The organism is Diaphorobacter sp. HDW4A (assembly GCF_011305995.1).
Classification (GTDB): domain Bacteria; phylum Pseudomonadota; class Gammaproteobacteria; order Burkholderiales; family Burkholderiaceae_C; genus Diaphorobacter_A.
Window position 1 is genome coordinate 796,771 of sequence record NZ_CP049910.1, and the last position, 12,038, is coordinate 808,808.

Annotated in this window: 10 protein-coding genes; 4 read left to right on the top strand and 6 right to left on the bottom strand. The window is 62.6% G+C overall.

Annotated elements, in window-relative coordinates; translation table 11 throughout:
* Positions 1-122: 122 nt before the first annotated feature.
* The 5 genes from G7047_RS03570 to G7047_RS03590 form a co-directional block, all read right to left on the bottom strand.
* Entirely contained in the window at positions 123-1,460 is a 1,338-nt protein-coding gene (locus G7047_RS03570) for an MFS family transporter (protein ID WP_166300831.1), read from the bottom strand.
* Positions 1,461-1,583: 123 nt separating this feature from the next.
* The gene (gene nth, locus G7047_RS03575; RefSeq protein WP_166300834.1) at positions 1,584-2,222 is read right to left on the bottom strand and encodes an endonuclease III; all 639 of its coding nucleotides are present in this window, start codon (positions 2,220-2,222) and stop codon (positions 1,584-1,586) included.
* Between the two features lie 47 nt (positions 2,223-2,269).
* Complete coding sequence (locus G7047_RS03580; protein WP_240939357.1) at positions 2,270-3,913, bottom strand: ShlB/FhaC/HecB family hemolysin secretion/activation protein; 1,644 nt, start codon at positions 3,911-3,913, stop codon at positions 2,270-2,272.
* 201 nt (positions 3,914-4,114) lie between these two features.
* Entirely contained in the window at positions 4,115-5,806 is a 1,692-nt protein-coding gene (locus tag G7047_RS03585; protein WP_166300843.1) for a collagen-like triple helix repeat-containing protein, read from the bottom strand.
* Entirely contained in the window at positions 5,749-6,189 is a 441-nt protein-coding gene (locus G7047_RS03590) for a hypothetical protein (protein WP_166299480.1), read from the bottom strand. The genes G7047_RS03585 and G7047_RS03590 overlap by 58 nt, the downstream gene beginning before the upstream one ends.
* A gap of 640 nt (positions 6,190-6,829) precedes the next feature.
* On the opposite strand from G7047_RS03590, the gene G7047_RS03595 reads away from it, so the two are divergent.
* The 3 genes from G7047_RS03595 (at position 6,830) to G7047_RS03605 (ending at position 9,378) form a co-directional block, all read left to right on the top strand.
* Positions 6,830-8,026, top strand: a complete 1,197-nt coding sequence (locus G7047_RS03595; protein ID WP_166300846.1) for a PLP-dependent aminotransferase family protein — start codon at positions 6,830-6,832, stop codon at positions 8,024-8,026.
* A 93-nt stretch (positions 8,027-8,119) separates the two neighbouring features.
* Entirely contained in the window at positions 8,120-8,344 is a 225-nt protein-coding gene (locus tag G7047_RS03600; RefSeq protein ID WP_166300849.1) for a SlyX family protein, read from the top strand.
* Positions 8,345-8,373: 29 nt separating this feature from the next.
* On the top strand, positions 8,374-9,378 hold the full coding sequence (locus tag G7047_RS03605) for an aldo/keto reductase (protein ID WP_166300852.1): 1,005 nt from the start codon (positions 8,374-8,376) through the stop codon (positions 9,376-9,378).
* A 13-nt stretch (positions 9,379-9,391) separates the two neighbouring features.
* Here the strand turns inward: G7047_RS03605 and G7047_RS03610 are convergent, their stop codons facing one another.
* On the bottom strand, positions 9,392-10,324 hold the full coding sequence (locus G7047_RS03610; protein WP_166311854.1) for a LysR family transcriptional regulator: 933 nt from the start codon (positions 10,322-10,324) through the stop codon (positions 9,392-9,394).
* A 182-nt stretch (positions 10,325-10,506) separates the two neighbouring features.
* On the opposite strand from G7047_RS03610, the gene G7047_RS03615 reads away from it, so the two are divergent.
* Positions 10,507-11,979 (top strand): amidase, encoded by a 1,473-nt coding sequence (locus tag G7047_RS03615; RefSeq protein ID WP_166300855.1) that lies wholly within the window; start codon positions 10,507-10,509, stop codon positions 11,977-11,979.
* Positions 11,980-12,038 lie beyond the last annotated feature (59 nt).

The window sequence follows — 12,038 nt, forward strand, 5'->3', positions numbered from 1 at the left end:
ATGGCTTGCGCTTGCAAATCAATCCATTGCTACAAAGTTCTCCTGCATGCAAAGCATGTGATGAAAGTTGGCGCTTACTGAGATGTTGGTTTCGCGATTTGCGAACCGACATCCCTTGTTTCTCAGTGATCGTGGTGCAGGTAAGCAGCCTGCTTGGGCAGGCGGAAACTGAACAGAAAGGCGATCACCATCATCACCGTGACGTACCAGAAGAACGAGGATTCGTGGCCCTGGTCCTTGAGGTAGAGCGCGACATATTCGGCCGTGCCGCCGAAGATGGCATTGGCGACTGCATAGGCCAGACCGACACCGAGCGCGCGCACCTCGGGCGGGAACATTTCGGCCTTCACGATGCCGCTGATCGAGGTGTAGAAGCTCACGACAGCCAGCGCCACGATGATGAGTACGAGCGCCACGTAGGGGTTGGTCGTGTGCTGCAGGGCGGTGAGAATTGGCACCGTAAGCAATGCGCCGAGCGCGCCAAACAGCAGCATGTTGTTGCGCCTGCCGATGCGGTCGGACAGCATGCCAAACAACGGCTGCATGCACATGTAGAGGAACAGCGCCACGGTCATCACGTAGCTGGCGGTCTTGATCGGCAGGTGCACGGTGTTCACCAAATACTTCTGCATGTAGGTGGTGAAGGTGTAGAAGATCAGCGAGCCGCCTGCGGTGTAGCCCAGCACGGTGACAAAGGCAGCGGTGTGGTGGCGGAACAGGCCTCGGATGGTGCCTGCCTCTTCGTTGTTCTTGGCGGCATCGGTCTGCGTTTCATGCAGGGTGCGACGCAGCAGCAATGCGACAACGGCGGCTACGGCACCGCACACGAAAGGAATGCGCCAACCCCAGGCGCGCAGCTCCTGATCGCTCAAGATGGCTTCGAGAATCACGATGACCAGCACGGCGAGCAACTGGCCGCCGATCAGCGTGACGTATTGGAAGGACGAGAAGAATCCGCGCTGGCCCTTGAGTGCCACTTCGCTCATGTAGGTGGCCGTGGTGCCGTATTCACCGCCGACCGACAGGCCCTGGAACAAGCGGCAGACCAGCAGCAGAAACGGCGCCCATGCGCCGATTTGTGCGTACGTGGGCAGGCAGGCGATGACGAGCGAGCCGGTGCACATCATGGCGACTGAGATCAACAGTGAGAGCTTGCGTCCATACTTGTCGGCGATGCGGCCGAACAGCCAGCCGCCGATGGGGCGCATCAGAAAACCAGCGGCGAACACACCGGCGGTATTCAGCAACTGAACGGTGGGGTCGGCCTTGGGAAAGAACGCGCCAGCGAAGTAGAGCGCAGAAAACGCATAGACATAGAAGTCGAACCACTCCACCAGATTGCCCGAAGAGGCGGCCATGATCGCGAAGATGCGGTGGCGTTTTTCGTGCGCTGAGTAGACGCCGGGCTGGAGCGGCGCGCCGCCATCTGGGTAGGGAGTTGGTGTAGTCGTTGTTCCCATGGCTTGAGGCCTTTCATGAACCGTGCTGTTGGAGTCTTTTGTTGGATTGTTCTCCTCCAATATGCATCGGTCATGTCAGTCAACGCGCCGTTGAGCGACTTTATCCACGGGAGGCGTATCTACTTAAACAGAGATGGTTTTCGGCGTGAAATCGCAATATGGCGAGACGACGCATTCCCAGCAGCGTGGCTTGCGGGCCTGACAGACGTAGCGGCCGAGCAGAATCAGCCAGTGGTGCGAGTCGACCGCGTACTCGTCCGGCACGCGCTTCATGAGTTGCAGCTCGACGGCCAGCGGGTCCTTGCCAGGGGCCAATCCGGTGCGGTTGCTCACGCGGAAGATGTGGGTGTCGACCGCCATGGTTGGCTGGCCGAAGGCGACATTGAGCACCACATTGGCGGTTTTGCGACCCACGCCCGGAAGGGCCTGCAGTTCTTCGCGCGTTTGTGGCACCTTGCCGCCGTGGTGGTCGATGAGCATCCGACATGTCTCAAGCAGATGCTTGGCCTTGCTGTGGTATAGGCCGATGGTTCTGATATAGCTCTCGAGGCCATCGAGACCGAGATCGAGAATGGCCTGCGGCGTGTTGGCAACGGGGAACAGCTTGCGCGTGGCCTTGTTCACGCCCACGTCGGTGGCCTGCGCGGACAGCAGGACGGCGGTGAGCAGCTCGAACACGGAGGTGTATTCGAGCTCGGTGTTGGGTTGTGGGTTGGCCGCTTTCAGCGTGGCGAAGAAAGGCTCGATGTCGCTCTGTTTCATGGTGCCGCATTGTCGCAGCACCATGAAGGCAGGGTGATGGTGCGAGGCTACAAGTCGAGGTTGTAGCTCAGGATCAGGCCATAGCGCAGCGCGCGCTCGGGGTTGTTGGCTGTGCGCGCGCCCAGTGGCTTGGAAACCGACAGATCAAGCGAATAGTGCTTGTTGTCGGCCAGGCGCACGCCTGCGCTGGCGGACTTCATCGTCGTGGCGACGGTGCCCGAAGTGTTTTGCCAGAGCTTGGCCCATTCGTAGAGCACATAGGGCTCGATGTTCTTGAGCCATTGGTTGTCCATGCCAAACTGGTAGTTCATCTCGGCGTTCGCTCCGATGCCCTTGTCCCCTGAAAACTCGCCGGGTGCATAGCCTCGTCCGTAGCGCGAACTGCCGAAGGACACGCGCTCGGGCGTAGGCAGGATGTCGCCCGAATACTGCCCGCCGAAACCGAACGCCGCGCCCAGCTTGTTGGCAAAGCGGTGGCGCTCGGAGTAGTCGCCGCTCACGCGCGTGAAGTCGAGCTTGGCCGGGTTGGCCAGCATGGGTTGGCCCACATTGTTGCCTCGGTCAAAGCCTGCGCCGAGTCCGTCGATGCCTTGCGTCAGTGTGACATTGGCCGAACGACCCACGGTAGCAGCGGCTTTCGACCAAGCCACCTGCGCATAGAGCGCGCGTACACGTTCCTCGTCATGGATGCTGATTGAGTTGGCGGGGACCCAGTACTCCTTGCGGTAGTTCAGGCCATAGAAACCGGCAGTGGTGCTGAGCTGCTCGTTGCCTGCGACGATCCAGGGATGCGTCACGCTCAGGTCGAGCTTGCGCTGCGAGGTGTTGTCGTCGATGCCCGGCAGCTTGGAGAGCGGGTCGTTGTGGCTGCGAAAGTCGGAATAGCTCACGCGGGCCACGGTGCCTGAGGCATTGAGCAATTGTGTGAAACCCAAGGAGAGGAAGCGCTCGTCGCTCGGGTTGCGCAGCAGGGTCGAGAACTGGAACTGGCTGCCTTGCCAGAAGGGGTCGTTGATCAGCAGATTGGCCATGAAGCGCGAGGTTGGCTTGCGCAGTTCGCCACCCACAGAGATGATGATCGGCTTGTGCTTGGCCTTGAGGACCAGTGGCGTGGCGCCGTCCGTCGTAGTGGGCAGATTGGCGATGGCTGCAATCTCGATGCCGGGCAGGCGCGTCATTAACTGCGTCTGCTTCTGAAAAGTGGCCGAGGTGAGAGGGCGTTCCTTGAGCAGAGGCTCGGCGATCTCGCGCACCAGCGATTCGGATTTGCCAAAATCACCTTCCAGCTCCACGCGCTGCAGATACCCTTCGACGACGCTGAAGCGCACGACTCCACCCGCGAAATCCTGCGCCGGAACAAAGGCGAACGACAGCGCATAGCCGCGTTCCTGGTACAGCGCCGTGACCTTCTGCGCGGCAGCCATCAGGTCGGCAATCGTATGTGTACCGCCGGCGAGTGGCGAGAGCAGGGCGCTGACCTCCTCGAACGGAATCGCGGACACGCCTTGCACATCGACACGCGTGGTCTGCACCTTGAGGGCGAGCACCTGCTCGACCTGAGTCTGCGGTGGGGCCACCTGCAGCGGTACCTGAGCCTGCGGCTGAGGCACGGGCACGGAGGGCAGGGTGTTCAGAGGGTTGCCGCCTGCCGTTGCGGATTGCGCATGGCTGAGCAGGGGCGAAAAACACAAAAAAACCGCCAAGGCTGGCAGTCTGAGAGAGAAAGTGGCGGGGTAATACATGATCGACCTTCTTGTCGTGACTGGTGGCGCGGTCCCCGCGTGTTGCTAGGCGCCTATCGAAAAACACAACAGCAACAGTCGCCTCCGAAGAAACACACTGTTACGGTTGTGCTGACTCATTAGAAATGGAGAGAGAGCAAACCCTGACGCTTATCTTTTGCCTCCAAGCAGACCACCAAGCAGGCCACCGCCGGTGCTGCCAACTGTAGTTGTGGTGGTGTTCGTAGCGGTGGTGGTCGACGTGCCGCCCAGCAGGCCAGTCACGGTGCCGAGCACACCAGTCACCACGCCGCCCACCGCTGTTGTGGTGCCTGCGGTAGTGGTGGTTCCAGTGGAAGTCGTGCCTGTAGTGGTACCTGTTGCGCCTGCAACGGTACCGGTCACGCCGGCGACTACGCCAGTGACCGTGTTGACCACACCACCTACCAGACCGCCGACGGCGCCAGTGGTCGTGCCGGTGGTGCCTCCCGTCGTCGTTCCGCCTGTCAGGCCGCCAGTCACGCCGCCGACTACGGTGGCGACAGTGCCGACCACACCGTTGACCACGCCGCCGACTGCGCCGGTGCCCGTACCGGTTGTCGTGCCGCCTGTGAGACCCCCGGTCACACCACCGACCACGGTGGCTACGGTACCAACCACACCACTCACCACGCCGCCGACCGCCCCGGTGGCTGTGCCAGTGCCGGTGGTGGTGCCGCCTGTCAGTCCACCAGTGAGTCCGCCCACCACGTTGGTGACTGTGCCAACCACACCGGTGACCACGCCGCCAACAGCGCCTGTGGCTGTCCCTGTTGTGGTGCCGCCGGTCAGCCCGCCGGTAAGTCCACCCACCACGTTGGTGACGGTGCCAACCACCCCGCCCAATGCGCCGGTGGCCGCACCGCCTGTGGAGCCTGAACCATTCGTGAGGCCGCCGGTCAGGCCGCCCACCACATTGGTGACGGTGCCAACCACGCCGCCCAATGCGCCGGTAGCCGCACCGCCCGTGGAGCCCGAACCGTTGGTGAGGCCACCGGTCAGGCCGCCAACGACATTGGTGACAGTGCCAACGACACCGCCCAGTGCCCCAGTGGCGGTGCCCCCGGTCGTGCCGCCTGTTGCGCCGCTGACCACGTTGGTGACTGTGCCAACCGTGTTGCCCAGCAATCCGCCAAGCAGGCCGCTGCCCGTGGCGCTGTTGGTCGATGTGGCACCGCCGAGTGCGGAGACTGTTTCACCCGTTGCCGCCACCAGATTGCCGGTGGGAGTGATGATGGGTGCTTGAGTCGCAGCAAGTCCATTCCCCGTGGTGGTCACGAGGCCGCCCACGAGAGTCAGGATGTTGGTCACCGGCTCGCCCAGACCTGTGGCGTTGCCCAGGTTCTGTACGGTTCCGATGGTGTTGGAGAGCAGCGGGGTGACAGCACCGGCTACGCCTGTGGTCAGATTGCGCACGCCGGAGCTGTCGACGATGGTGCCAACCGTGGTGCCGAGGTTGGTGACCGTGGTTCCCACTTGATCGACCACGCCACCGGCGACACCGGCCACATCACCGACGATGCCGAGCTCTGGCTTGTCCAGCGCGCTGACGGTGTCGCCCAGAGACGATACCGCATGGCCCACGTGACCCACGGTCGGATCCAGGCTGCTGAGTGTGGTGCCGATGGGGTCGGGATTGGTGCCGATCTGTCCGAGGCCGCCAGCCACGCCGGTGGCGAGCGATCCGACCGCTTGACCGACTTCTTGCACCACGCCGCCGGCCGGGGCAGATACGCCACCGAGTACCGTGTTGCCGAGCGCCGTGTTCAGCACGTTGGAAACGGTGGAGCCGACATCACCCACGGCGCCGGATGCGCCGGACACCACGCCCGCAGCGCCGGTGCTGACATCGCGAATGACCTGCAGAGGGCCGGTTGCAACGGTGCCTCCACCAGTGTTCCCGCCACCAGTGTTCCCGCCACCAGTGTTCCCGCCACCAGTGTTCCCGCCACCGGTGTTCCCGCCACCAGTGTTCCCGCCACCAGTGTTCCCGCCACCAGTGTTCCCGCCACCAGTGTTCCCGCCACCAGTGTTCCCGCCACCAGTGTTCCCGCCACCAGTGTTCCCGCCACCAGCAACGATGGTGCCGCCGCCAGAACTACCGCTTCCGGACGACCCGGAGCCCGAGCCCGCCCAACTGTTTCCGCTCCCAGGTGCATTTGAGCCAGAATCGGTGCCTGTGCCGCTGCCGGATCCTGTGCCGCCATCGCCAGCGTTCAGATTGCCGCTGCCAGAGCCGGAACCACTGCCATCGGTGATGCCAGTACCAGAGCCACTGCCCGACGTGCCGCCTGCGTCGCTGCGCAGGGAGCCGCCGGAAGAACATCCGGTCAGCAGAATCACCAGAGCGGAAGCAACGGCGAGCGAGACAGGCTTTTGGGTGAAGAAATTGAAGGATCGCATATCACACTCCTGAGGACATAAGTGAACAGAACGGCCTCAATGTTCAGATCCCTTCCCAAGTGTTACCAATTGCTTTTCTAATTATCAAATTGCGATCAAATAGATTTCAATTTATTGAGTTATATCAAAGTTTCATATTACGGAATCAGAAGTGATCGAATTGACTCTCAACCGAAAAATGATCGAACATCGTCCCGCAGATCGGAGTTTTTCAAACTATGAAATGCAAACAACACTGTAGTGATGATAAAAGGGGCGCTTCTGATGGGTGCCTGAAACAAGCGCGGCTGATTGCGTGTGTAGTCGAATGAATTTGCGAGTTGATTTGGTGATTCTTGCAAGCCGACCCGCCGAAAAGTCGAGCGTCTTCGTGGAGTCGTCCAATGCAAGACAATGGGGCAATATTGCGATAAGTTGCCCTAAGTATTTCCAAGGATTTGTGGAATGAAATTTGCTGACCGTTTAAACAATGTCGAGACCTCGGCGATCCGTGAATTGTTCAAGTTGCTGGGCAAGCCCGGCATCATCAGTTTTGCCGGCGGTTTCCCCGACAGCGCCATGTTTGATGTCAGCGGCATCAAGACTGCGGTGGAAGAAGTGCTCGCAACGCAGGCCGGTGCCGCGCTGCAGTACGGAGCGACCGAGGGCTACCAGCCGCTGCGCGAGCAGCTCTCGGCCTTCATGGCGACCAAGGGCGCGAAGGATGTGGCGCCCGAGCAGCTGATCGTCACCACCGGCAGCCAGCAGGCGCTGGACCTGCTCGGCAAGACCATGATCAACCCCGGCGACAAGGTGATCGTTGAAGGCCCGACGTTTCTCGCAACGATTCAGTGCTTCCGTCTCTATGGTGCGGAAGTCATCAGTGCTCCCGTCGACAGCGATGGCGTGCAGCCCGATGCGCTCGAGAAGCTCATCGTGGAGCACCAGCCCAAGCTGGTCTATCTGATCCCTACCTTCGGCAACCCAAGCGGCGCGACGCTCTCGCTGGAGCGCCGCAAGCAGGTGCTGGAGTTGGCGGTCAAGCACCAGGTGCTGGTGGTGGAAGATGACCCGTATGGTGATCTGTACTTCGGTGAAGCCCCACCAGCGAGCCTGCTTGCGCTCTCGCCCAGCGTGCCCGGCAGCCGCGAATGGCTGGCGCACTGCGGTTCTCTCAGCAAGGTGCTGTGCCCGGGGCTGCGCATCGGCTGGCTGATCGCCCATCCCGAGTTGCTGGCGCGCGCCACCATGTGCAAGCAGTTCAGCGATGCCCATACCAGTACCTACGCGCAGGCCACCGCGGCGCAGTATCTGCTGTCGGGTGTGATGCCGCAGACGCTCGCGCGCGTGCGTGCCGTGTATGCGGAACGCGCCAAGGCGATGGGCGATGCGCTGCGTTTGGAACTCGGCGATGCGGTGGAGTTCGTGCAGCCCAAGGGTGGTCTCTTCATGTGGGTGAAGCTCACCGGCGCACGGGGTCAGGAAAGCAATGCCAACGAGCTTGCCAAGCGCGCGATTGCCGAAGGCGTGGCCTTTGTGCCGGGCGCTCCTTTCTTCAGTCAGAACCCCGATCTGTCCACGCTGCGCCTTTCGTTCGCAACGGCGGATGTCGACAAGATCCGCGAAGGCATTGCGCGCTTGAAGAAGGCGCTGGCCGCCTGAGCTGGCGACCCACACGCGGGGACGGACGTGCACGCCGTGGTCACATCAAGGTGATACGGTGGGCACTTCCGGTCCGCATGGGGTAGATACGACATGTCCGATTTCAACGAAACCACCGACCAGCGACTGAGCGATCTCGAGATCAAGGCCAGCTTCACCGAAGACCTGCTCGATCAGCTCAACCTCACCATCTACCGGCAACAGCAGCAGATCGACGATCTGATCCGCGTGGTGGCCGATCTGCGCAAGCAGTTGCCAGAATCGGGCGCACCCGGTTCAGGTCAGGCCATCGTCAACGAACGCCCGCCGCATTACTGATCAGCAAAAGAACGAAGGAGACAACAGGAATGCAATACCGCAATCTCGGCAAGAGCCAGCTCAAGGTGTCCGCGCTGTGCCTGGGCACGATGATGTTCGGCGACCAGACGGAGCTGGCCGAAGCCTCGTCCATCGTGGCCCATGCGCGCGAGCACGGCGTGAACTACATGGACACGGCGGACGTCTACACCAAGGGTGCGTCCGAATCGATGGTCGGCCAGATCCTCAAGGGCCGGCGCGACGAATGGGTGCTGGCCACCAAGCTCGGCAACCGCATGTCGGATCGTTCGAACGAGGGCCAGTATTCGCGCAAGTGGATGCTGCGCGAGGTCGAGGCGAGTCTGGCGCGGCTGCAGACCGATCACGTCGACATCCTCTACCTGCACCGCGACTTCAACGGCATGGATATGGAAGAGCCGCTGCGCGCGCTCGACACGCTGGTGCGCGATGGCAAGATCCGCTACTGGGGGCTGTCCAACTTCCGCGCGTGGCGCATTGGAGAGATGGTGCACGGTGCGCGCCAGATCGGCATGCCCGGCCCGGTGGTCTGCCAGCCGTACTACAACCTGCTCAACCGCATGCCCGAGGTCGAGATCCTGCCGGCCTGCGAGCATTTCGGCATCGGCGTGACCTCGTACAGCCCGGTCGCGCGCGGCGTGCTCACCGGCAAGTATCTGCCGGGCCAGGCCCCGCAGGAAGGTACGCGCGCGGGCCGTGGCGATCGCCGCATGACCGAGACCGAGTTCCGCGAAGAATCCCTGCAGATCGCGCAGCGCCTCAAGCAGCATGCCGGTGAATGCGGCATCTCGCTTGCGCAGTTCGCCACCGCCTGGGTGCTCGCGCATCGCGCTATCAGTTCGGTGATCGCGGGTCCGCGCACGCTCGCGCAGTGGCAGGACTATTTCCCAGCGCTCGACTACGTGGTCACGCCCGAAGACGACGGACTTGTCGACGAACTGGTCGCGCCAGGCCATCCGTCCACGCCGGGCTATACCGATCCGGCGTACCCTTTGCACCCGCGTCGTCGCACCTGATTTCGGTGCGCCGTCACGCGCGATGCAGCTTCTCGGCGGCAAGTGATTCGAGCTGCACGATGAGGTAGTGCATGAACGCACGCGGGCCTTCGGGCAGCGTGCGCTCCGCCATGGTCTGCACCTCAACATTGCGGCTGGAGAGCCCGCGCTCGCGGATTGGCGCGGCATGCAACTCGCCGCGCAGCACGCGGTCGCGCACGGTGATGCCGCCCGCAATCGACACCCCGCCGTCATACAGCACGAAATGCATCAGTGCCTCGAATTGGTTGCAGACCAGTACCGGGTCGAAGACCAGACCTTTCTGACTGCAGGCGATGTCGAACAGTTGCCGCACGGTGTTTTCCGCATCGGGCAGGGCTAGCGGATGCGGCTGCAACTGGCGCAGCGTGACATGCGAATGTTGTGAGAGCGGATGATCCGGGCGCATGAATGCATAGATAGAGGCCGCGCCGCGATACGCCACGGCAATGTCGCGCTCGGCCGTGCGGCTGTAGGTGACCGCGATGTCGGCATCACCGCGCAGCAGCGCCTGCGTCGCGGCCTGCGGACCACACACCCGCAGCTGGAACTGCATGCCCGGATACTGCTCGCGAAATTGGGCGATCACGCGAGGCAGAAACTCGATCGCAAACCCCGATGAACTGCAGATGCGCACCATGCCTCGCCTGAGGCCCTGCAGCGCCTGGATGTCCGATACCGCGCGCTCGGCTTCGAGCGCATTTCGGCGCGCGTGATTCGCCAGCACCTCGCCCGCGGGGCTTGCGACCATGCCGCGTGGCCGGCGCTCGAACAGCGGCACGCCGAGCAGATCTTCGAGCGTGGCTATCTGTCGGCTCACGGCGGACGGCGTGACGTTGAGCCGCGTTGCCGCTTCGCTTACCGAGCCGCTGCGCACGACCTCCAGCAGATAGCGCAGGGCGGTGTCCTGCAACTGGGCCGACAACAGGGAGGAGGCTCGCGAGCTTTGCATGAAACGCAACGGTGAATGGAAGATTTGTCGATTGTGCGCAAATCGGACTGACCCTACAGTGCATCGTGACGAAGCGATGACATCGCCGATGCGGTTTTCTATTCCATTCATCGGAAATTATCGCAAGGACTCGCCCCGATCAGGAGACAGAACCGAACATGACGAACGATTCCACTCAACCAGGGAAGCCGCCCGCGACCGGCGGCATCGTGGAGCTTGCAGCGACCGAGCTGTCGCGCGCCATCCATGCGCGCGAGGTCTCGTGCGTGGAGGTGCTCGATGCGTACTTCGCGCAGATCGACCGCTTCAACCCGCAGGTCAACGCCATCGTCGCCAGTCTGCCGCGCGAACAGCTGCGGACGCAGGCCAGTGCGCTGGACGCGGACCTCGCGCGCGGCGAGAGCAGGGGCGTGCTGCATGGGTTCCCGCAGGCGCCCAAGGACATCATGCCGGCCAAGGGCATGGTCACGACGAAGGGCTCGCCGATCTTCAAGGGCCAGGTGTCACAGACCGATGCTGTGGTCTTCGATCGCATGCGGGCATCGGGCGCGATCTTCGTGGGACGCACCAACTCGCCGGAGTTCGGCCTCGGCGGCCACACCTACAACGAGGTGTACGGCACCACGCGCAACGCGTTCGATCCGTCGCTCTCTGCCGGAGGCAGCAGCGGCGGTGCAGGCGTGTGCGTGGCACTGCGCATGCTACCCGTGGCGGATGGCTCGGACATGATGGGCTCGCTGCGCACTCCCGCCGCGTTCAACCATGTGTATGGCATGCGCACCTCGGTGGGCTGCATTCCGCACGGACCGACCGACGAGATCTTTTTTCAGCAATTCAGCGTCGGCGGACCGATGGCGCGCAACGTGCCCGATCTCGCGCTGCTGCTGTCGGTGATGGGGGGCTTCGATGCGCGCCTTCCGCTCACGCATCGCGCTGCCAACATCGACTTTCGTGCACCGCTTGTGCGCGACTTCAAGGGCGCACGCATCGCATGGCTTGGCGATCTGGGCGGGCACCTGCCGACCGAACCCGGCCTGCTTGAGGTGTGCGACAAGGCGCTTGTGCATTTCGAAGCGATAGGCTGCATAGTCGACCGCGTCCTGCCGCAGTTCGACATGGAAAGCCTGTGGCGCGCCTGGCTCGACCTGCGCAGCTTTCAGTTTGCGGGTACCAATCGTGCGCTGTATGACGATCCGGCCAAACGCCGCTTGCTCAAGCCCGAAGCCGTGTGGGAACTGGAGCGGGGCTTGGCGCTTACCGCCATGCAGGTGTTCGATGCAGCACGTGTGCGTTCGGCTTGGTACGAATGTCTGCGCCGCCTGCATCTTCAATATGAGGCCTTGCTGTTGCCGTCCGCACAGGTCTTTCCGTTTGACGCCGCATTGGACTGGCCGCATGCGGTCGGCGGTCAGTCGATGGACACCTACCACCGCTGGATGCAGACGGTGATCGGCGCCACCATGGCTGGGTTGCCTGCGTTGTCGGTTCCCGCAGGTCTCGACGCGGACGGGCGGCCCGTGGGGCTGCAGATCATCGGGCGTACGCAGGATGACTTTGGCGTGTTGCAACTGGGGCATGCATATGACCTGGCGAGCGGGGCATCAAAGGTGCGCAGTCCGTTGCTGGGTTGAACAAGGCGTCACTGCGCGGATGCGCTCAGAGATTTTGATTTGGGGTAGCAACTCGGGTG